The organism is Neisseria sp. P0008.S004 (genome assembly GCF_051962755.1).
GTDB lineage: Bacteria > Pseudomonadota > Gammaproteobacteria > Burkholderiales > Neisseriaceae > Neisseria > Neisseria subflava_A.
Map to the genome: position 1 here is coordinate 132,317 of NZ_JBQCUZ010000001.1, position 20,894 is coordinate 153,210.

A 20,894-nucleotide genomic window follows, 5' to 3' on the forward strand; every position below is an offset into this window, starting at 1 on the left:
TATTGTATATGCTTAAATCTTTTTCAGACGGCCTTGAGGTTTCGGGCCGTCTGAATATTTGCGATATGGCTTAACCGCGCTCTGCCAATGCTTTTTCTGCGATTTCAAAATCGGAGAAATGGTGCTTCACGCCTTGTACATCCTGATAGTTTTCATGCCCTTTACCGGCAATCAGAATGATGTCGTTCGCAGCGGCTTGTTCAACCGCATAACAGATGGCAACAGCGCGATCAACCTCGACGCGTTCAGGATTAGGTACGGCAGGCAAAATATCGTTGATGATTTCTTGCGGATTTTCCAAGCGTGGATTGTCGCTGGTTACGACGACTTTATCCGCACCCTGTACGGCTGCTGCGCCCATCAAGGGGCGTTTGCCACGATCTCGGTTACCGCCGCAGCCAAATACGCACCACAAAGCCGCGCCCTGCGGTTTGATTTCCTGCAAAGTGGAGAGTGCTTTTTCCAATGCATCGGGCGTGTGGGCGTAATCGACGACGACCAAAGGTTTGCCGCTGTTCATAATGCAATCCATGCGGCCTGAAGCAGGACGGATTTTTGCCAGTACTTCCAAAACGTTATTGAGTGGGTAACCGTTGGCACATAGCAAGGCAACGCAGGCGGCGAGGTTTTGCGCGTTGAACCGTCCGAGCAGACGGGTACGGCATTTTCCTTCGCCCCACGGGGTTTGGAATACGGCTTCCATGCCGTCTGAAGAAGCGGTGAAATCGGTAATGCGGATATCGGCTTGCTCGCTGAAACCATAGCCGTAAACGGCTAAATCGGGACAGCCTTTTTTCAGACGGCCTACGAGTTCCGCACCGTATTCGTCATCAACATTGATGATGGCGTGTTGCAGACCATGCCAGTAGAACAGGCGCGATTTGATGGCGCCATAGGCTTCCATGGTGCCGTGATAGTCGAGGTGGTCACGGGTAAGATTAGTGAAGATTGCGCTGCGGAATGGCACGCCGTTGACGCGCGATTGGTCAAGGCCGTGACTGGAAACTTCCATCGCAGCGGCTGTTGCGCCTTGCTGACGGAAGCGGTAGAGCAGAGTTTGGACATCGACAGGGGCAGGCGTGGTATGCGTGGTCTCTTCCAATGCGCCCCAAAAGCCGTTGCCGACTGTGCCGATAATAGTGGTTTTTTCGCCCAACAGATCAGCAGCTTGCGCCAGCCATTGTGTGATAGAGGTTTTGCCGTTGGTACCGGTTACGCCCCAAACTTTAAGGCCGTCTGAAACATTGCCGTAAACCTGTGCCGCCAACATACCGGCGCGATGTTTCAGATCTTTAATGCCTTGATTGGGAACGTTCCATTCGGGATTCCATGTGAATTTGCCGTCATCATCCCAAAAAACAAAGGTGGCACCGTTGACAATGGCGGCAGGAATATAGCTGCGGCCGTCTGTATATTCACCCTGACAGGCAACGAAAATGTCACCCTGTTTAATTTGTCGGCTGTCTGAATGCAACAAACGCCCTGCTGCGTTTTCACACAGCAGAGGCGGAAAGTTGGTTTCAGCCAAGGGGGTTAACTTGCTGAACATAAACAATATCTCTTTGATTGTTTGGATTATGACGGTACTTTGACAGTAGCGGTATTACTTAAAGGCTTGGTCGGGGAAACGCCCAAGATGTTCAAGCTTCCGCTCATGACTTCTTTGAATACGGGACCGGCAACCACGCCGCCGTAATAGCCGTTGGCAGTCGGTTCGTCGATGGTAACGGCCACAATCACGCGTGGATTTTTAGCCGGAGCAAAACCGATGAACGTACCGACGTGTTTGTTGTCCACATAGCGGCCATTGACCAGTTTGCGCGCCGTACCGGTTTTCGCACCTACGTCGAAACCATCTACCGCACCTGCAGTACCGGTACCGCCGGCTTCAGTAACGGAAACCATCAACTCGCGCACTTTTTTCGCAGTAGAGGCTTTGATGACGCGCTTGCCTTTAGGGGCAACCGCTTGTTTTTCAAAGCTGACCGGCAACAATTCGCCATCATGGGTCAAGACAGTATAGGCACGCGCCAATTGCAACAGGCTCAATTGCAGGCCATAACCGAAAGACATGGTTGCCTGTTCGATTTTTTGCCATCTGCGCCAGCTTCTCAACAAACCTGCAGTCTCACCAGGAAAGCCTGAATGCATGCGCACGCCCACACCTAAATCGTGATAGAAATCGTACATTTCTTTAGGCGTAAACATGGCAGAAAGTTTACTGGTACCGACGTTGGAAGATTTTTGCATGATGCCGCGCACATCCAAAGTAGGATAAACGTGGGTATCTTGTACGGTAGCCGGACCGATTTTGTACGGCAGGGTATTGAACGTATCGGTTGCATCCACTTTGCCTGAATCCAATGCTTTGGCAATGGTAAACGGCTTCATGGCAGAACCTGGTTCAATCATGTCGGTTACAGCGCGGTTGCGGCGCTGTTCGCTATTGGCTTGACCCGGTTGATTCGGATCGTAAGCCGGGCTGTTGACCAAAGCCAAAATCTCGCCGGTTTGCGCATCCAATACCACAACAGTACCTGCTTTGGCTTTGTGATAAGCCACCGCTTTGTTTAACTCGTCATAAGCCAGCGTTTGAATACGCTGATCCAAAGACAAAATCATGTCTTGGCCGTTTTTAGGCACGCTGTTGCGCGGAGAGTCGAGGCTGTCTACGATGTTGCCTTTGTTGTCGCGCAATACGACTTTCGCGCCATCTTCACCGCGCAGGCTGTCTTCACGAGAAAGCTCCAAGCCCTCCTGACCTTTGCCGTCGATATTGGTAAAACCGATAACATGCGCAAACAGATTGCCCATCGGGTAATGGCGTTTCAATTCTTTTTGGAATGCAATGCCTTTAATGCCCAATGCTTTGATTTCTTCTGCTTTCTCGTAGCTGAGTTGACGTTTCAAGTAGATAAAGCCTTTGTCTTTTTTAGACAATTTATTTTTCAAAACTTCAACAGGCACATCAGCAATGGCCGACAATTTTTCCAACTGCTCGTCAGTCGGCATTTCCTCCATACCGGAAGGCATGGCATACAATGATTCGGTAGGCGCACTCAAAGCCAATGTAGCACCATTGCGGTCGGTAATCATACCGCGTGATGCCGGCAGCGGAAGCGTACGCACAAAACGTTGGTCGCCCTGATTTTTCAAAAATTCATGCTGACTGGTTTGCAGATAAACCCCGCGTACCAACAGACCGGTAAATGCCAGCGCAACAGCGCCCAGCACCAAACCGATTCGCCCGTTACTTGTCAGCGGCTTTTTCGTTTTTGTTGTTCCAGACAGCATTTGAGGTTTATATTCGTTCTTAATTAACATGTTGAACTTCTCATGACTTAGCTGCTCAGTGAGCCATCAAATCCCGTAAATCTTGCACCAATGCAAGGCTCTGTATTCTTATTTTTTGCGTTCCAGCATAGCCGTATTATGCGCACCCGGAGGAAGCAGATGTTGCTTTTCGGCCGCCACTTTAATCAACTTGTGGTTTGCCAATCTTGCTTGCTCCAATTTCAGGCGCGCGTAATCCTGTTCCAACTGAATTTCCCGTTTTTGTGCCTTATCCAACTCGATAAAATGCAAACGGGACTGGTTTTGCTTAAACACTACGGCAAAGGCTGAGACCGTCACCAAAACCAGTAATAAAATATTCAACTTACCCATCTCAAACTTTCAGACGGCCTGTCAACAGGACTATCTCTTACGACAGCGTTTAGACGCCATCCCCTACTCAATAACCGAAAATTCGCCACTGCTTCGCTCCGCCACACGCAAAACTGCACTGCGCGCACGCGGATTGGCTTCAGTCTCTGTCGAATCCGGTTTGATTGCTTTGCCCACAGCCTTCAAAGGCGGCTGAGGTAAATCCGCTTCCTTAACCACTGCCCAACGGGGCAATGGCGCATGTTGCGAATATTTTTTAATAAACTGCTTCACAATTCTGTCTTCCAGCGAATGGAACGCAATGACAGCCAAGCGCCCACTCTCTTTCAGACGGCCTGCAACCTGCGGTAAAACTGCCTCTACCTCTTCGAGCTCGCGGTTAATAAAGATGCGAACTGCTTGGAAGGTGCGCGTTGCAGGGTCTTGTCCGCGCTCACGAGTACGGACGTTTTGCGCCACAAGCTGCGCCAGCTTGCGGGTTGTATCGATGGGACTTTCCTCCCGTTGCGCAACAATGGCGCGCGCAATCTGGCGACTAAACCGCTCTTCACCATAATTCTTAATGACCTCGTGTAAATCCTGTTCGGATGCGGTTGCAATCCATTCCGCCGCAGACATCCCGCGAGTCGGATCCATCCGCATATCCAACGGTGCATCAAAGCGGAAACTGAATCCGCGGCTGCCATCGTCAATTTGCGGCGACGAAATCCCCAAATCAAAAAGCGCACCGTCAATCTTATCGATGCCCAATTCATCCAAGGCCGTCTGAAATGTTTCAAAACCATTGTGTACGACACTGACACGTTTATCTTGCGCCGCCAGCTCATTAGCTACCGCAATCGCCTCGGGGTCTTTATCAAAAACAACCAAACGACCCTGCTCACCCAAACGCGACAAAATCAGCCGGGAATGCCCTCCCCTACCGAACGTACCGTCCACATAAATCCCGTCTTCACGGATTGCCAACGCATCCACCGCCTCATACAACAAGACAGTAACATGCTGATAATTTTCAACTTTACTCACAATTGCAAATCCGTTTGACTCAATTGGAAAGCCAATTCATCAGGATCAATATCCAAAGCCTGATTCATTTCCTCTTCCCAATGTTCGCGGCCCCACAACTCCATACGGTTTGCACGGCCAACCAAAGTAACTTCTTTTTCAAAATCCACGCGTTTACGCAGATTCGCCGGAATCAAAACACGTCCGGCGCTGTCCCACTCCAAAATCTCCGCATTGTGCAGCAGCAGATTCTGATACCGTTGCAAAGACTCATTGCCGGCCACTTTCAACTTCAAAATCTGCTCGGCTTTTTCTTCCCAAACGGGCTCGGGGTACATCAATAATTTTTTTCGGGAATCCAGTGTGACCACAATCGCAGGCGTATAACGGCGCAGCAAAATATCGCGGAATTTGGCAGGAATTGCCAACCGCCCTTTACTGTCCATACTCAATTCATGAGCACCGCCAAACACATCACACCCCAAATTCGATTAAAATAAAACAGAGTGGGATTAAAAATCCCACCTTTCTAAAATCTTTCGTTTTCACTTCTACGGAACACTTTTTAGGAAAAAGTAACCACTTTCACCCACTATGCCCCACTAACCGACACTATAAGAAATTTTGGCAATCAGGTCAAATCCGTTTCTTATCTGAAATAAAACACTAAACACTTTAAATTCAATATCTTATATATATAATGATGCATGACATATGGGTTTATTAAGTGTCTCGTTTAGCATTAAATACTATATGTAGTATTATTCATAGTATAAAAATACTATATATAGTATTTTTATACTCAATTACCACCCCTCTCATAAGGAGCTATAATATACAAACAAATTCAATTTTTTTACATTATCTAACAGTCATGAAGCCTCAACTCCCCCTTCCTTCCCCTGATGCACAAGCCTCTTCAGCACACCTGACCAAGCTTATAAAAAACGAAATTGAACAACATCAAAACTGGATACCCTTCTCCCGTTTTATGGAGCTTGCCCTTTACACACCTCAATACGGCTATTACAGCGGAGGCAGCCATAAAATTGGTACGGACGGCGACTTCATTACCGCCCCCACCCTCTCCCCCCTATTCGGACAAACCCTTGCCAAACAACTTGCCGAATTACTGCCGCAAACAGCAGGCAATATCTATGAATTTGGTGCAGGTACAGGTCATCTCGCTGCTACACTCTTGCAAAACCTTTCAGACGACCTGAATCATTACTATATTATTGAGCTATCGGCAGAACTTACAGAGAGACAACGCCAATATATTATTGAACATACCTCCCCAGAAGTAGCCGCCAAAGTCATCCACCTCACCACATTGCCCGAACATTTTGACGGCATCATCATCGGCAACGAAGTATTGGATGCCATGCCGGTGGAACGCTTGATTTATCAAGATGAAGGGTTTCAACAAATCGGCGTTAGCCTAGAGAATGACGAGCTAATCGAAGTCATTAGACTATTAACCCAAGCCGAACTTACGCAAACAGCCGCCTTATACTTCCCTCCCCTTCCCTCATACACAAGCGAGCTGCATCCGGCACAATATGCCTTTATCCAAACCCTGGCCGCCAAATTGCAGCGCGGCGGCATGATATTTATCGACTACGGCTTCGATGCCGCTCAGTATTACCATCCGCAACGCAAGGAAGGCACATTTATCGGCCACTATCGCCACCACACCATCCATGATCCGTTTTTCAATATCGGCCTGACCGATTTGACTGCGCACGTCAACTTCACCGATATCGCACGCGCCGGCACGGAATCAGGTTTGGACTTAATCGGCTACCTGCCCCAATCTTATTTCTTGCTCAATCTCGGCATCACCGATCTGCTGGCACAAATCGGCAGCCCGGATTCGGTTGAATATATCCAAGCCGCAGCAGCAGTACAGAAACTGATACATCAGCACGAAATGGGTGAACTTTTTAAAGTGATCGCTTTTGGCAAAGACATCGATATTGATTGGACAGGCTTTAGCCACGGCGATATTTGCCATAAGCTATAGCCTGACAACTTACTTTTTATTTTTTAAAAACAATAAGAAATAAAAAAAAGCAAAATTAGCGCTTGCCAAATATTCAAAAAAAACTATAATAGCGACTTCACGAAACGGCGAATTAGCTCAGTCGGTTAGAGCAGAGGAATCATAATCCTTGTGTCCGGGGTTCGAGTCCCTGATTCGCCACCAAATTTCGGGGGTATAGCTCAGTTGGTAGAGCGCTTGCATGGCATGCAAGAGGTCAGCGGTTCGATCCCGCTTACCTCCACCACTAAACAAAAAAGCTCTTGTTAAACGCAAGAGCTTTTTTGTTTGGTTTAATTAATAATTAATTGCTCATTAATTTTGCCATTTCAATACCCAATCAATAAAGGCCGTCTGAAACATTTCAGACGCCCTTTTATCTTTTAATTACTTCACAAGCTTCAATACTTTTTTCGGTTTTTCTTCCGTAGATTCAGCTTTTTTATCTTCCGCTGCTGCAGCTTCGACAGAAGCAGGCTGATATGGTTCTACCTCAAACCCCATACCCTCTCCACTTTCGCGGCCAAATATACTGACAATATGACCGACCGGAATCCAAATCTCGTGCGCTACGCCGGAAAAGCGTGCAGAAAAATTGACCCATTCGTTGTCGATATTCAAGTTATGACTGGCGGTAGGACCAATATTTAAAACAATTTCATTGTCGCGCACATACTGCATCGGCACACGGGTATGTTCATTTACCCAAGCTACGATGTGCGGTGTTTGGTTATTATCCAAACACCATTCATACAAAGCACGCAACAAATACGGTTTGGTTGAAGTTGCCATAGATCCGTCCTTTAGCGGCGCATGGCTTTTTCAGCCGGCGTCAATGCTTCAATAAAGGCTTCGCGTTGGAAAATACGCTCGGCGTATTTCAGCAAAGGCGCAGCAGATTTACCCAGTTTGATGTCGTAATAGTCCAAACGCCACAACAGTGGAGATAAGGCAACATCAATCATGGAGAAGTCATCGCCCAAGATGTATTTGTTTTTAGTAAAAGACGGTGCCAACAGTGTCAAACCATTGCCAATGGCTTCACGCGCTTTAGCTTGTTCTTTATTGGTAGATTCAGGGTTTTCCAACACTTGCACCAAGCTGAACAATTCTTTTTCCATGCGGTACAGCACCAAACGGCCGCGACCGCGCATAACAGGATCACCCGGCATCAACTGAGGATGAGGGAAACGCTCATCAATGTATTCGTTGATGATGTTTGATTCGTGCAAAATCAAATCACGCTCAACCAGAACCGGTACTTGGTTATACGGATTCATCAAAGCCAAGTCTTCAGGTTTATTGAACACGTCCACATCTTTGATTTCAAAATCCATGCCTTTTTCGTACAGCACAAAACGGCAACGTTGGCTGAATGGACAAGTAATACCTGAATACAATGTCATCATAATCTTTTACTCCTGATAAATCTTTTCAGACGGCCTTAAGCCTTATAAAAATTCAGACAGAATTATACATAATTTCAAACACTTAATCCAGAAATTTCACATATCACATTGTTTATATTAAGTAATTTTAAAATTTACATTATTTCCGCATAAACTGATTTCACAAACAAAAAAGGCAAACCTGAAACAGGTTTGCCTTTTTGATTCAAAAGAATTAGTGAACGTCTTTCCAGAATTCTTTTTTCAGGAAGTAAGCCAATGGCAGCATTACCGCAAACAGGAATGCCAAAACCATGTAGCCGATGCGGTGGCGTTGCAACTGAGCAGGCTCGCCCATGTACACCAAGTAGTTCACCAAGTCGCGTACATAAGTATCGTACTCTTTTTGGATCACTTTACCGTTAGGCAGGCGACGGCTGTGCAAACCGGTAGATTCCCAATACAGCTTAGGAGTCAGGTTGCCATGCTCGTCTTTAATCATAACAGGCTGACCTTTGGCATCCAACTCAACAGCCTGAACACCTTGTTGTTCCCACAGTGGGTGAGGCATACTCGCACCGGCCAAAACAGTATTGTTCCAACCGGTCGGACGAGTTGGGTCTTTATAGAAGCCGCGCATATAGGCGTACAGGTAGTCTGCACCTTTAGAACGCGCAATCAGGGTCAAATCCGGAGGAGGCGCACCCAACCATTTGGAGGCATCTTTCGGATCCATTGCCGCTACCATGACGTCACCAACGTTGTCTGTTGTGAACATCAGGTTTTTCTTGATTTCATCTTCAGTCAAACCAATATCTTTCAGACGGTTGAAGCGCATACCGCTTGCAGAGTGGCAAGACAAACAGTAGTTTGTAAAGATTTGCGCACCGTGCTGCAGACTGACTTGGTCACGCAGGTCGATATCGACTTTTTCGTAGTGTCCGCCGCCGCTGGCGACGGCTGCACTCATAGGCACTGCCAGCAATAAGGCAGCAAACCAGTTTTTCAGAGTTTGTTTCATTTTCGCTGCCCTCATCAGATATTGGTTGCAAACAAGTAAGCACCGACAACGGTAATACCGACGTAAACAAAGAACATAATTTTTTGTTTAGTAGTGCTCATGGTTACGCGTTCAGGCGTAGCTTTTTCGCTATTAAACGCATTCAGGAATGGAATAGCTGCAAAGAAAACAGTGTAAGCCAGAACGAACGCCTTAACGATGTTATTTGGCAAGACTGCAACTAAATACAGGTTATAAATAATTAAAGCTGCATAAACAAACAGACTGATTAAATATTTAATACCACCAGCTTTTTCAGCCAACCATTTAGGATTTGTATGCAAAGGCATACCGATGAAGAACAAGAAATAGAATGCACTGAATGCACGAGCAAAAGCTGTACGTGTATCATCTGCTACCAATGCACCCAAAATTCCCAAGCCGATAAAAGATACAACAAACAACGCCAACATTACTTTGAACGAGTTGCTGCGGTAACGAACAGATTTTACAGGTGACTTATCCAACCAAGGCAACAAGGCAATCAATACAACTGCTGCACCCATGCCGATTACACCCCATACCTGAGTACCTGCCATCGAAGGAATCGCACGCAAAATAGCGTAGAACGGGGTGAAATACCATACCGGCGCAATGTGCGGCGGTGTTTTCAACGCGTTTGCTGCATCGAAGTTTGGCGCTTCCAAGAAGTAGCCGCCGCCTTCAGGTGCAAAGAACAACACAGAACAGAAGACAATCAAGAATACAACAACACCCAAGATGTCTTTAACGGTGTAGTAAGGATGGAATGGGATACCATCGCGTGGAATACCGTTTTCGTCTTTGTTTTTCTTGATTTCAACGCCATCAGGGTTGTTAGAACCCACTTCGTGCAGGGCGATGATGTGAGCCACAACCAAGCCGAGCAATACCAAAGGCACAGCGATAACGTGCAGGGCGAAGAAGCGGTTCAAAGTAACGTCGGAAACGTTGAAGTCACCGCGGATCCAAGTGGACAAATCAGGACCGATAACAGGGATGGCGGAGAACAGGTTAATAATTACCTGCGCACCCCAGAAGGACATTTGACCCCAAGGCAACAGGTAACCCATAAAGGCTTCTGCCATCAATGCCAAGAAAATCAGGGAACCGAAAATCCACACCAATTCACGAGGTTTTTTGTACGAACCGTAAATCAGACCGCGGAACATATGCAGATAAACGACGATGAAGAAGAAAGATGCGCCGGTGGAGTGCATGTAGCGGATAATCCAACCTCCGGACACGTCGCGCATGATGTACTCTACTGCGGTAAAGGCAGCAGGCAGATGGTAAGCGTTAAGGTTGCCGTCCGGTTTGTAGTTCATGGTCAGGAAAATACCGCTGACGATTTGAATTACAAGGACGAGTAGAGCCAAAGAGCCGAAGTAATACCAGAAGTTGAAGTTCTTCGGCGCATAGTATTGAGCCAAATGCTCATTCCACATTTTAGACAGAGGGAAGCGAGCGTCCATCCAGCCTAACAATGCTTTTGCTTTGCTATTGGTTTGGTTTGCCATAATTATCGTTCCTTATTTTTAGTCTTCGCCCACCAAAACAGTTGTATCGCTCAGATATTTGTAAGGCGGTACAACCAAGTTGGTCGGTGCAGGAACACCTTTGTATACTCGGCCTGCAATGTCGAATTTCGAACCGTGGCAAGGGCAGAAGAAACCGCCTTTCCAGTCTGCGCCCAAGTCGGCGGGAGCAATGTCGGGACGGTAAGTCGGAGAGCAACCCAGGTGGGTACAGATACCGATAGCGACGAGGAGGTTCGGCTTGATCGAACGGGTCTCGTTTTTAGCGTATTCCGGTTGCTGATCCACTTCGGAATTAGGATCGACAACTGCGCCATCCAAACTTTTCAAGTCTTTGAGCTGTTGATCTGTGCGGTTGACCAGCCAAATCGGTTTACCCTGCCATTCGGCAGTCAGCATTTGGCCTGCTTCGATTTTGCTGACATCTACTTCGACAGCAGCACCAGCAGCCTTAGCTTTCTCCGATGGGAAGAAGCTGGCCACGAAAGGCGTAGCTACGCCTAGAGCCGCCACACCGCCTGCACCGCATGTAGCCAGTGTCAGGAAACGGCGGCGACCGTTGTTGATTTCTTGATTATCCATTATTCAGTCGTCCTAAAATTTTGGGAATACCGAGCCATTAAACAGCGTAATTCTACCTAGTTTGTTGTAATACTCAAAGCATTATTTAAAATAAGGTAAAGTTTTATGATATTTCTCAATACTCAAGCAGGATTGTTTTCATCAAAGTGAACTACTTCGATACCGAATTTTTCTGCCACGGCATCGCCTAAGGCACGTACGCCGTAGCGTTCTGTCGCATGATGACCGGCACTGATAAATGCCACACCCGTTTCATTGGCAAGATGATATTGCGCTTCCGAAATCTCACCGGTCAAATACGCATCGACACCTTCGTCTACGGCCGTCTGAAAAAATCCCTGCGCACCGCCGCTACACCAGGCAATGCGTTTGATTTCGCGTTCAAGATCGCCGATAACGGTCGGCTTGCGGCCGAATACCGCCTCAATGCGTTCAGACAACTGCGCCAGCGTTTGCGTGGTTTTCAGACGGCCTGTATTCAACAGGTTTTGCTCGCCGAATTGTTTTTCGAGCACCCAATCGAGTTTCTCGGCCAACTGTGCGTTATTGCCTAATTGCGGGTGCGCGTCCAGCGGCAGGTGGTAGCCCGCCATATTGATTTGGTGTTGCAGCAAGGTTTCAATGCGTGCTTTTTTCCAACCGGTAATCGTGACAGGCTCGCTTTTCCAAAACATGCCGTGGTGGACCAAAAGCATATCCGCCCCCTGCTCTACGGCAAAATCGATTGCAGCTTTGCTGGCGGTAACCGAAGTGGCGATTTTGGCAATTTCTTCTTTGCCTTCGACCTGCAAACCGTTGGGCGCATAGTCCTTAAACAGCCCGACCTGCAATGTCTCATCGCACCAAGCCAGAATTTCGCGGCGTAAAGCCATATTCCGCTCCTTATATCTATCTTCAAAAACAGCTTCGCATTCTAACCGCAAAATCTGTTTATGCCTCAAATTCTTACATTCCGATTTCAGCAATCATTCCCAACATTAATCATTTGCACATCATCATGAATTATTTTAATATACCCCACCTTACCCACAGGCCGTCTGAAAACACATGGACTCTATTATCGAATTGCGTCATCTCAAAACCTTGCTGGCTTTAGAAGAAACCGGCAGCGTTTCCCTTGCCGCCAAACGGGTTTTCCTGACCCAATCCGCCCTGTCGCACCAAATCCGCGCCTTGGAAAATTATTACGAAACGCCGTTGTTTGAACGTAAATCCACACCTTTGCGCTTCACTCCGGCCGGTATGCGCCTGTTGCAACTGGCACGCGAGCTATTGCCGCAGGTTGCCGCCGCCGAACGTGATTTGGTGCGGATTATCGAAGGTGAAGCGGGCGAACTCAGACTTGCCGTCGAATGCCACACCTGCTTTGACTGGCTGATGCCTGCCATGGGCGAATTCCGCCCGTTATGGCCGCAAGTTGAATTGGACATCGTTTCAGGCTTCCAAGCCGATCCGGTCGGGCTACTGTTGCAACACCGCGCCGACCTTGCCATCGTTTCCGAAGCCGAGCCGCTCAACGGCATCAGCTACCGCCCTCTGTTTGCCTATGAAATGGTCGGCATCTGCGCAGAAGACCACCCGCTTGCCGACAAAGACGTTTGGGAAGCGGAAGACTTTATCGACGAAACCCTGATCACTTATCCCGTCCCCGACGAAATGCTGGATTTGCCCAAAAAAGTGCTGCTGCCTAAAGGCATTAATCCGCCACGCCGCCACAGCGAGCTGACCATCGCCATTATTCAGCTGGTTGCCAGCAAACGCGGCATCGCCGCCCTGCCCTATTGGACGGTCATGCCGTATTTGGAAAAAGGCTACGTCGTCCACCGCAAAATCACTTCAGACGGCCTACAAAGCAAACTTTATGCCGCCATTCGTACGGAAGACGCCAACAAAGGCTATCTGGACAACTTCTGCCAAATCACGCATGACCGCTGTTTTGCCGACTTGCCGGGCTTGAGCGAATTGGAAATGTAAACTTGAAACAATCAAAAGGCCGTCTGAACAATTTTCAGACGGCCTTTTTTAATATACACAAAAATTTCACTGCTTCTATTCGGACTCATCCGAGTTCAAACACGCCGACAAATCGATTTCAGACGGCCATGTTTTATCAGGCGCAACCCGAATATCGAAATGCTCGCCGCGATAGTCGAAAACCAAACGCCAAGCGTGCAAAAACAGATGTTCCGCCTCATCGCCGCCATACAGCGTATCGCCCAAAATCGGACTGCCTATGCTTTTCATGGCCACGCGCAGCTGATGGGTTTTGCCGGTAAACGGTTGCAACACAAACAGCCGCAAACCGGGCTTCAGGCTTTGGCTGCTGAAACGGGTAACGGCAAAATTATCCTCATCACGCGTCAGCTTCCATGTACCGCGCCGCGAACGCGCCATACCGCCTTTCACCCAGCCCTGCTTTTTCGCCGGCTTGTGCGTACCGAGTGCCAAATAAGTTTTACGCATGGTTTTCTCGGCAAACTGTGCCGACAAAGCCGCCGCGCTGTCGCGGTTGAGCGCAAACAGCAACAGGCCGCTGGTGGCTTTATCCAAACGGTGAGCCAGCCACACGCGTTCAACGCCGAGTTGCTGCGCCAGCGAAGCGGTCAGGCAAACATCCCCTTCCGATTCGCTGTGCACCGATACGCCGCAAGGCTTATTAATGACCACAAAATCTTTGTGTTCAAAAACAATGTCCCACATTTCAGACGGCCTTCAACACGATACCGTCGCCAAGCAGGGTCAAAATACCCAGCAGGCAGAACAAGATACATGCGGCAATGCGCACTGCTTTGGCCGGAATCTTGCGCATCAGCATTTCGCCCAAATACACGGCAGGCACAGAAGCAATCATCAAACCGGCAATACTGCCGACCACGACCAGCAGGATAGATTGGTATTTTGCCGCCAAAAGAACTGTCGCAATTTGCGTTTTATCGCCGATTTCCGCCAAGAAAAACAGGACGACCGTCGCCGTAAATGCGCCGTATTTCAGCCACTTGCCGTCAGGGTCTTCGTCTTTGTCCGGCAACAGCAGCCATAATCCGACCGCAATAAAGCTGCCGCCGACCACCCATTTCATGACTTCGGGCGAAATAGCGGATGCCAGCCAGACACCGAGTGCGGCTGAAACAAGATGGTTCAACAGGGTTGCAATAAAGATACCGGCAACAATCGCGTTTTTATGGGCAAAACGTGCTGCCAAAAAGAGCGCCAGTAATTGCGTCTTATCGCCGATTTCGGCAATGGCAACGCCCAGCGTCGAGGAGAAAAAAGCTTCCATGATTTAAGATACTCAACCGAAAAGCGGGCAAACAAAAAGCGCTGTGCATACCGCCCGCAAGGGTATGGACAACGCTTACGTCTTGCCTGTCTTCCGATAAAGCAGAGAAGATACCGCTGCCACGGCCGCACAAGCCGATTATGTTGACAACGGTTTCGGCATTGCGCCGAATGGCTACTCCCGTAAGAGTGAAGCCCGAATTGTAAGGCAATCCATGGCTTGAAGCAACAGAAAGAAAAACAAAAGGCCGTCTGAAACCCTATAAAGCAGGTTTCAAACGGCCTTTTTCACAATGATTAATTATCGGAGAACAAATCGCCTACTTTTTCCCAAAACGATTTTTTGCGCGGGGTTTGGCTGAGGTCGAGGCCGGAGGAGATTTTTTCAAATTCTTCCAGCAACTCTTTCTGACGATCGGTCAGGTTGACCGGTGTTTCAACCAAAATGTGGCAGTACAAATCGCCGGTCGAGCCGGAACGCAGAGACTTGATGCCTTTGCCTTTCACGCGCATGCGGCGGCCGGTTTGCGTTTCTTTCGGAATGTGCAGTTTGACTTTGCCGTCCAGAGTCGGCACTTCGACTTCGCCACCCAATGCGGCAATGGCAAAGCTGATCGGCAGTTCGCAATGCAGGTCCAAGCCGTTGCGCTCGAAGATTTTGTGCTGTCTTACGCGGACATTGACGTACAAATCGCCTGCCGGTGCGCCGTGTTGACCCGGCTCGCCCTCGCCGCTCAAGCGGATGCGTTGACCGTCGTCGATACCTGCCGGAATGTTGACTTCAACTGTTTTACTGGTTTTGGTGCGGCCTTCGCCACGGCATTTGACGCAAGGGTCTTTGATTTCTTTGCCTGTACCGTGACAAGTCGGACAAGTCTGCTGCATTTGGAAAATGGCTTGGCGGACGTGTACCGTACCTGAGCCGTGACAGGTCGAACAAGTCGATGCGGATGTGCCCGGTTTGGCACCTGAACCGTGGCAGACATCACATTCTTCGTAAGTCGGAATGTTGATGCGTTTTTTCACGCCTTTGGCGGCTTCTTCAAGCGAAATCTCTATGCCGACCTGCAAGTCCGCGCCGCTGTAATCCGGCTGACGGCCGCCTGCGCTGCCGCCACCGCCGAACATTTGGCTGAAAATATCGGAAAAATCGAAGCCTTGCGCACCACCAAATCCGCCTTGGCCGCCGAAACCGCCAAAGCCACCGAATCCGCCCGCACCTGCGCCCTGTTCAAACGCGGCATGGCCGTATTGGTCGTACATGGTACGTTTTTCCTTGTCAGACAAGGTGTCGTACGCTTTTTGGACTTCTTTAAATTTTTCTTCCGCTTCTTTGTTGTCAGGATTGCGGTCGGGATGGTATTTCATTGCCAGCTTGCGGTAGGCTTTTTTGATTTCATCGTCGCTAGCGCTGCGGGCAACACCAAGGGTTTCGTAATAATCTTGGGTACTCATAATTTTGATAGTGTTTTGAATAAGTTTGAACTGGGTCGGATATGTGGGCGGAAGGTAAAAAACTCAAGTCGATATTTTTAAGGCCGTCTGAAAATTTTGTTTCAGACGGCCTTCCTCGCTTTGTCAAAGCATGATGATGGCCTTAAAGTGAAAGAAGATTTGACTCTATATCGCTGTTTTGTATTAGAAAGGTTTTCTTCCATGATACAAAAAATTGCTTCCTTTTTATGCCTGATGCTGATGATGACCGCTGCCAGACTTACCGTTAACCGTTTCATACTCAGGCCGTCTGAAACCCTGTTTTCAGACGGCCTTTTGATTGTTTGCGTTCTTCCACGTCAAAACAAACGGGAAACAACAATGCCAAAGCGGTTTGACATGATGTTACGACACAAGCAATCCGCTTCTGAATCCGCTATAATCTGCGTTTGATTTTATTTTCCAACGCCTTTTGTATAAAGCAAAACATCATGCAAGAACAATATCAACCCGCCGCCATCGAGCCTGCGGCGCAGAAAAAATGGGATGACGCCCGTATTTTCAACGTCTCCGAAGACGCTTCCAAACCCAAATACTACTGCCTTTCCATGTTCCCCTATCCCAGCGGCAAGCTGCACATGGGGCATGTGCGCAACTACACCATCGGCGACGTATTGAGCCGCTTCAAACTCTTAAACGGCTTCAACGTCATGCAGCCTATGGGTTGGGACGCGTTCGGTATGCCTGCGGAAAATGCGGCGATGAAAAACAACGTCGCCCCTGCCGCATGGACTTACGACAACATCGAATACATGAAAACCCAGCTTAAAAGCCTGGGTTTTGCGATTGACTGGGAACGCGAAGTCGCCACCTGCAAACCCGAATACTACCGCTGGGAACAATGGCTGTTTACCAAGCTGTTTGAAAAAGGCATCGTCTATCGCAAAAACGGCACGGTGAACTGGGATCCGGTCGACCAAACCGTCCTTGCCAACGAGCAAGTCATCGACGGACGCGGTTGGCGCTCCGGCGCGTTGATCGAAAAACGCGAAATCCCAATGTATTACTTCAAAATCACGGATTACGCCGAAGAGCTGCTCAATGATTTGGACAAGCTGGAACACTGGCCTGAACAAGTCAAAACCATGCAGCGCAACTGGATCGGCAAATCTCGCGGCATGACCGTGCGCTTCGCCGTTTCAGACGACAGCAAACAAGGCTTGGAAGGCGATTACGCGAAATTCCTGCAAGTTTATACTACCCGTCCTGACACGCTGATGGGCGCGACTTATGTTGCCGTTGCCGCCGAGCATCCGCTGGCAACCGCCGCCGCAGCCGACAAACCTGAATTGCAAGAATTTATCGCCGAATGCAAAGCCGGCTCGGTTGCCGAAGCCGATATGGCGACGATGGAGAAAAAAGGCGTGCCGACCGGCCGCTACGTCGTCAACCCGCTCAACGGCGACAAGCTGGAAGTGTGGATTGCCAACTATGTATTGTGGGGCTACGGCGACGGCGCAGTGATGGCTGTTCCGGCGCACGACGAACGCGATTTCGAGTTCGCCACCAAATACAATCTTCCGAAAAAACAAGTCATTGCCGTTGGCGACAACGCATTCGACGCAAACCAATGGCAAGAATGGTACGGCGACAAAGAAAACGGCGTCTTGGTCAACAGCGACGACTTGGACGGCATGAATTTTCAGACGGCCTTCGACGCCATCTCCGCCAAGCTGCAAAGTCAAGACGCAGGTGAACCGAAAACCCAATACCGCCTGCGCGACTGGGGCATTTCGCGCCAACGCTACTGGGGCTGCCCGATTCCTATCATCCATTGCGAAAAATGCGGCGACGTACCCGTCCCAGCCGACCAACTGCCGGTCGTCCTGCCTGAAAACGTCGTACCCGACGGCATGGGTTCGCCGCTGGCAAAAATGCCCGAGTTTTACGAAACCACCTGCCCATGCTGCGGCGGCGTGGCGAAACGCGAAACCGACACCATGGACACCTTCATGGAGTCAAGCTGGTATTTCTTCCGCTATATGTCGCCCAAGTTCGCAGAAGGCATGGTATCGACTAAAGCCGCAAAATACTGGGGCGCGGTCGACCAATACATCGGCGGCATCGAACACGCGATTCTGCACCTCTTATACGCGCGTTTCTTCACCAAACTGATGCGCGACGAAGGCTTGGTCAATGTTGACGAACCGTTTGAACGCCTGCTGACGCAAGGCATGGTCGTTTGCGAAACCTACTACCGCGAAAACGACAAAGGCGGCAAAGACTGGATCAACCCTGCCGATGTCGAGCTGACTTTTGACGACAAAGGCCGCCCTGTTTCCGCCGTTCTGAAAGCAGACGGACTGCCAGTCGTCATCAGCGGCACGGAAAAAATGTCCAAGTCCAAAAACAACGGCGTCGATCCGCAAGAACTGATTAACGCCTACGGCGCAGACACCGCCCGCCTGTTCATGATGTTCGCCGCACCGCCCGAACAGTCCCTCGAATGGAGCGACAGCGGCGTCGAAGGCGCACACCGCTTCCTGCGCCGTCTGTGGCGTACCGTTTACGAATACTTGAAGCAAGGCGAAACAGTCAAAGCGTTCGCAGGCAACCAAGATGGTTTGTCTAAAGAACTCAAAGACCTGCGCCACAAACTGCATTCCACTATCACCAAAGTCAGCGACGACTACGGCCGCCGTCAGCAGTTCAACACCGCCATCGCCGCCGTAATGGAACTGCTCAACCAATACGATAAAACCGACACCGGCAGCGAACAAGGCCGCGCCGTCGCTCAAGAAGTATTGGAAGCCGCCGTACGCTTGCTGTGGCCGATTGTGCCACACATCTGCGAAACCCTGTGGAGCGAATTGAACAGCGCGAAACTGTGGGAAGCAGGCTGGCCGACAGTCGATGAAGCCGCTTTGGTCAAATCCGAAATCGAAGTGATGGTTCAAGTCAACGGTAAACTGCGCGGCAAAATCACCGTCGCCGCCGACGCATCCAAAGCCGACCTCGAAGCCGCCGCCCTTGCCAACGAAGGCGCAGTGAAATTCATGGAAGGCAAGCCTGCGAAGAAAATCATCGTCGTTCCGGGCAGACTGGTGAACATCGTGGTGTAAAGCTGATTCGACATTAATTGCTGTAATTAGGAAAGGTCGTCTGAAAACTTGGAAACAGGGTTTTCAGACGACCTTTTTAAGGTAGATTGAGCTGTCTACATTACAGACCTCAAATAACTTAAATCTCAAAATCCTAAAAAAGTTCCCTTAGCCTGCACAACAAGATAATTTCGAAATATCTTTATCGAACGTAAGTGCAACTAATTTTAGCCCTTCAGCCATTGTTAAATATGGTGCTAGGGTTTCTGTTAAATCTTCTATCGTTAAGCCAAATTTAACAGCTAATGATGCTGCATAGATGACATCTCCTGCATTTTCAGATACAATATGAACCCCTAATACTTTTAGTGTTTCTGCATCTGCTACTAGTTTAAATACACCGGTTGTTTCACGGTTTACAATTGCTCTTGGAACAGCATCTAAAGGTAATACAGATGTCTTCACATCATACCCTTTCTCTTTTGCTTGTTCTTCTGTTAAACCAACCGTTGCAACCGTCGGATTCGTAAACGTAACAGCAGGAACTACCGATAAATCTATTTTTTTGTTTAATCCACCAATAGCATTATCAGTAATAATTCCACCTTCATAGGCTGCTACATATACAAATTGTGGTCCTAAAGTCACATCTCCTGCTGCATAAATCTTTTCATTACTTGTTTGACCAAAATCATTGATCAGGATTTCATTATTTTTTCCAGTTTCAACACCTGCTGCACTTAAATTTAAAGAATCCGTATTTGGTTTTCTTCCAGTGGCAACAAGTAACTGATCTGATTCAATGACTTCTCTACTGCCATTTACTGTTACGTAAACCCTTTTTATCTCTCCACTTTGTTCAACACGCTCAAAAGTTGCCCCTTTGACAAGGTTTATACCCTGTTCAATTAACGCTTTTTCAACTGACTCTGAAATCTCAGGATCATACTCCTTTAAAAGTCGCTCACTTCTTTGCATAAGCGTTATTTCTGAACCTAAATGATGAAATAGTTGTCCAAGCTCCATTCCAATGTATCCTGAACCAATTACAGTTAATCGTTTTGGTATTTTCTTTAACTCAAGAAGTGTTGTACTAGTTAAATAGTCCATTTTTTCAAGTCCTGAAATTTGGGGCAACGAAGGCGATGCACCTGTTGCAATTAAAAAGCGTTTTGCAGATAACTTTGCCCCATTGACCTCAACCGTACTAGCATCAACGAATTTTGCTTCACCTTTAATTAAATCAAAATTATATTCATCAATTAAATCCATATATTTTTGATTCCGAAGTTCGCTCACCAATTTATCCTTTTGCGTGATTAAACTAGCTAAATCCACTTCTCCAGCGGATGTTTGTAAACCTATAAACGGATTGTCTTTTGATAAATGATTGATTTCCCCTGCCCTAAGAAGAGTTTTTGACGGAACACAGCCAATATTCACACAGGTTCCCCCAACCGTTCCACGCTCAATCATTCCAACTTTTGCACCGTATTCTATAGCTTTAATTGCCGAAGAAAAGGCAGCAGCACCAGAACCAATAATAAGAAGGTCATAATTGTCTTCATTAATTAACGCCACGTTTTCTAGTGATGATACTTCTTCAATTTCTCCGGCTTGGTAATTTGCTTCATCAATCGCCTTTATTGCACTTTCAACCTCAATATCATCGGGCAGTTCAAATACTGCTTCACCACGACGATAACTAGACTCAATATTTTTAGCACCTATCTTTTCAAGTGCTGATTCTACGTGTTTTTCACAACCCGTACATGTCATTCCTGAAATGTTTACCTTAAATTTATTCATAAAAAAGCT

General features: G+C 48.2%; 18 protein-coding genes and 2 tRNA genes. 5 read left to right on the forward strand and 15 right to left on the reverse strand.

The genetic code is table 11. From position 1 onward, the window contains the following. Positions 1-70 precede the first annotated feature (70 nt). The 5 genes from ACTHSW_RS00615 to mraZ all read right to left on the reverse strand — a co-directional run bounded on the left by ACTHSW_RS00615 (position 71) and on the right by mraZ (position 5,144). Positions 71-1,549 carry a UDP-N-acetylmuramoyl-L-alanyl-D-glutamate--2,6-diaminopimelate ligase gene (locus ACTHSW_RS00615; RefSeq protein ID WP_070459574.1) on the reverse strand — a complete coding sequence of 493 codons (1,479 nt, stop codon included), beginning with the start codon at positions 1,547-1,549 and terminating at the stop codon, positions 71-73. Positions 1,550-1,575: 26 nt separating this feature from the next. Further along, positions 1,576-3,324, reverse strand: a complete 1,749-nt coding sequence (locus ACTHSW_RS00620) for a peptidoglycan D,D-transpeptidase FtsI family protein (protein ID WP_004518895.1) — start codon at positions 3,322-3,324, stop codon at positions 1,576-1,578. A gap of 78 nt (positions 3,325-3,402) precedes the next feature. After that, positions 3,403-3,666: a cell division protein FtsL gene (gene ftsL, locus ACTHSW_RS00625; protein WP_003681879.1), complete on the reverse strand. Its 264-nt coding sequence runs from the start codon at positions 3,664-3,666 to the stop codon at positions 3,403-3,405. 63 nt (positions 3,667-3,729) lie between these two features. Further along, positions 3,730-4,692 carry a 16S rRNA (cytosine(1402)-N(4))-methyltransferase RsmH gene (gene rsmH, locus ACTHSW_RS00630; protein WP_070459580.1) on the reverse strand — a complete coding sequence of 321 codons (963 nt, stop codon included), beginning with the start codon at positions 4,690-4,692 and terminating at the stop codon, positions 3,730-3,732. After that, positions 4,689-5,144 (reverse strand): division/cell wall cluster transcriptional repressor MraZ, encoded by a 456-nt coding sequence (gene mraZ / locus ACTHSW_RS00635; protein WP_003748265.1) that lies wholly within the window; start codon positions 5,142-5,144, stop codon positions 4,689-4,691. The genes rsmH and mraZ overlap by 4 nt, the downstream gene beginning before the upstream one ends. A gap of 401 nt (positions 5,145-5,545) precedes the next feature. Here mraZ and ACTHSW_RS00640 point away from each other — a divergent pair, with 401 nt between their 5' ends. From ACTHSW_RS00640 to ACTHSW_RS00650, 3 genes are all read left to right on the forward strand, one after another. Beyond that, positions 5,546-6,697 (forward strand): class I SAM-dependent methyltransferase, encoded by a 1,152-nt coding sequence (locus ACTHSW_RS00640; RefSeq protein WP_070459582.1) that lies wholly within the window; start codon positions 5,546-5,548, stop codon positions 6,695-6,697. Positions 6,698-6,803: 106 nt separating this feature from the next. Then, positions 6,804-6,880: transfer RNA gene (locus ACTHSW_RS00645), tRNA-Met, on the forward strand. A gap of 6 nt (positions 6,881-6,886) precedes the next feature. Further along, positions 6,887-6,962, forward strand: a tRNA-Ala gene (locus ACTHSW_RS00650). A gap of 140 nt (positions 6,963-7,102) precedes the next feature. Here the strand turns inward: ACTHSW_RS00650 and ACTHSW_RS00655 are convergent. From ACTHSW_RS00655 to ACTHSW_RS00680, 6 genes are all read right to left on the reverse strand, one after another. Beyond that, positions 7,103-7,507, reverse strand: coding sequence for a ClpXP protease specificity-enhancing factor (locus ACTHSW_RS00655; protein WP_070459585.1), 405 nt, complete (start codon positions 7,505-7,507; stop codon positions 7,103-7,105). An 11-nt stretch (positions 7,508-7,518) separates the two neighbouring features. Continuing rightward, positions 7,519-8,124 (reverse strand): glutathione S-transferase N-terminal domain-containing protein, encoded by a 606-nt coding sequence (locus ACTHSW_RS00660; RefSeq protein ID WP_039861850.1) that lies wholly within the window; start codon positions 8,122-8,124, stop codon positions 7,519-7,521. Between the two features lie 214 nt (positions 8,125-8,338). After that, positions 8,339-9,124 carry a cytochrome c1 gene (locus ACTHSW_RS00665; protein WP_039864285.1) on the reverse strand — a complete coding sequence of 262 codons (786 nt, stop codon included), beginning with the start codon at positions 9,122-9,124 and terminating at the stop codon, positions 8,339-8,341. Positions 9,125-9,138: 14 nt separating this feature from the next. After that, positions 9,139-10,662 carry a cytochrome b gene (locus ACTHSW_RS00670; RefSeq protein ID WP_168160493.1) on the reverse strand — a complete coding sequence of 508 codons (1,524 nt, stop codon included), beginning with the start codon at positions 10,660-10,662 and terminating at the stop codon, positions 9,139-9,141. Positions 10,663-10,680: 18 nt separating this feature from the next. Further along, entirely contained in the window at positions 10,681-11,262 is a 582-nt protein-coding gene (gene petA / locus ACTHSW_RS00675) for a ubiquinol-cytochrome c reductase iron-sulfur subunit (protein WP_070459589.1), read from the reverse strand. 122 nt (positions 11,263-11,384) lie between these two features. Continuing rightward, positions 11,385-12,134, reverse strand: a complete 750-nt coding sequence (locus ACTHSW_RS00680) for a Nif3-like dinuclear metal center hexameric protein (RefSeq protein WP_070459592.1) — start codon at positions 12,132-12,134, stop codon at positions 11,385-11,387. Between the two features lie 175 nt (positions 12,135-12,309). On the opposite strand from ACTHSW_RS00680, the gene ACTHSW_RS00685 reads away from it, so the two are divergent. Next, positions 12,310-13,236: a LysR family transcriptional regulator gene (locus ACTHSW_RS00685; protein WP_003748251.1), complete on the forward strand. Its 927-nt coding sequence runs from the start codon at positions 12,310-12,312 to the stop codon at positions 13,234-13,236. 75 nt (positions 13,237-13,311) lie between these two features. On the opposite strand, the gene ACTHSW_RS00690 is transcribed toward ACTHSW_RS00685, so the two are convergent. The 3 genes from ACTHSW_RS00690 to dnaJ form a co-directional block, all read right to left on the reverse strand. Beyond that, positions 13,312-13,962, reverse strand: a complete 651-nt coding sequence (locus ACTHSW_RS00690) for a TIGR01621 family pseudouridine synthase (RefSeq protein ID WP_070459594.1) — start codon at positions 13,960-13,962, stop codon at positions 13,312-13,314. 1 nt (position 13,963) lies between these two features. After that, a complete protein-coding gene (locus ACTHSW_RS00695; protein WP_004518907.1) occupies positions 13,964-14,542 on the reverse strand; it encodes a TMEM165/GDT1 family protein in 579 nt (192 codons plus the stop codon). Positions 14,543-14,838: 296 nt separating this feature from the next. Next, positions 14,839-15,996, reverse strand: a complete 1,158-nt coding sequence (gene dnaJ / locus ACTHSW_RS00700) for a molecular chaperone DnaJ (RefSeq protein WP_070459597.1) — start codon at positions 15,994-15,996, stop codon at positions 14,839-14,841. A 470-nt stretch (positions 15,997-16,466) separates the two neighbouring features. Here dnaJ and leuS point away from each other — a divergent pair, with 470 nt between their 5' ends. After that, positions 16,467-19,097, forward strand: a complete 2,631-nt coding sequence (leuS, locus tag ACTHSW_RS00705) for a leucine--tRNA ligase (RefSeq protein ID WP_070459600.1) — start codon at positions 16,467-16,469, stop codon at positions 19,095-19,097. Between the two features lie 147 nt (positions 19,098-19,244). Here the strand turns inward: leuS and merA are convergent, their stop codons facing one another. Then, positions 19,245-20,885: a mercury(II) reductase gene (gene merA / locus ACTHSW_RS00710; RefSeq protein WP_001031935.1), complete on the reverse strand. Its 1,641-nt coding sequence runs from the start codon at positions 20,883-20,885 to the stop codon at positions 19,245-19,247. Positions 20,886-20,894 lie beyond the last annotated feature (9 nt).

Excerpts from the sequence above, each read along its gene's own strand:
- ACTHSW_RS00685 (WP_003748251.1), top strand. The coding sequence starts at position 12,310 with ATGGACTCTATTATCGAATTGCGTCATCTCAAAACCTTGCTGGCTTTA.
- ACTHSW_RS00615 (WP_070459574.1), bottom strand. The coding sequence starts at position 1,549 with ATGTTCAGCAAGTTAACCCCCTTGGCTGAAACCAACTTTCCGCCTCTG.
- petA (WP_070459589.1), bottom strand. The coding sequence starts at position 11,262 with ATGGATAATCAAGAAATCAACAACGGTCGCCGCCGTTTCCTGACACTG.
- ACTHSW_RS00620 (WP_004518895.1), bottom strand. The coding sequence starts at position 3,324 with ATGTTAATTAAGAACGAATATAAACCTCAAATGCTGTCTGGAACAACA.
- ACTHSW_RS00670 (WP_168160493.1), bottom strand. The coding sequence starts at position 10,662 with ATGGCAAACCAAACCAATAGCAAAGCAAAAGCATTGTTAGGCTGGATG.
- ACTHSW_RS00690 (WP_070459594.1), bottom strand. The coding sequence starts at position 13,962 with ATGTGGGACATTGTTTTTGAACACAAAGATTTTGTGGTCATTAATAAG.
- dnaJ (WP_070459597.1), bottom strand. The coding sequence starts at position 15,996 with ATGAGTACCCAAGATTATTACGAAACCCTTGGTGTTGCCCGCAGCGCT.
- ACTHSW_RS00660 (WP_039861850.1), bottom strand. The coding sequence starts at position 8,124 with ATGATGACATTGTATTCAGGTATTACTTGTCCATTCAGCCAACGTTGC.
- ACTHSW_RS00655 (WP_070459585.1), bottom strand. The coding sequence starts at position 7,507 with ATGGCAACTTCAACCAAACCGTATTTGTTGCGTGCTTTGTATGAATGG.
- merA (WP_001031935.1), bottom strand. The coding sequence starts at position 20,885 with ATGAATAAATTTAAGGTAAACATTTCAGGAATGACATGTACGGGTTGT.
- ACTHSW_RS00640 (WP_070459582.1), top strand. The coding sequence starts at position 5,546 with ATGAAGCCTCAACTCCCCCTTCCTTCCCCTGATGCACAAGCCTCTTCA.
- ACTHSW_RS00665 (WP_039864285.1), bottom strand. The coding sequence starts at position 9,124 with ATGAAACAAACTCTGAAAAACTGGTTTGCTGCCTTATTGCTGGCAGTG.
- ACTHSW_RS00680 (WP_070459592.1), bottom strand. The coding sequence starts at position 12,134 with ATGGCTTTACGCCGCGAAATTCTGGCTTGGTGCGATGAGACATTGCAG.
- ftsL (WP_003681879.1), bottom strand. The coding sequence starts at position 3,666 with ATGGGTAAGTTGAATATTTTATTACTGGTTTTGGTGACGGTCTCAGCC.
- ACTHSW_RS00695 (WP_004518907.1), bottom strand. The coding sequence starts at position 14,542 with ATGGAAGCTTTTTTCTCCTCGACGCTGGGCGTTGCCATTGCCGAAATC.
- leuS (WP_070459600.1), top strand. The coding sequence starts at position 16,467 with ATGCAAGAACAATATCAACCCGCCGCCATCGAGCCTGCGGCGCAGAAA.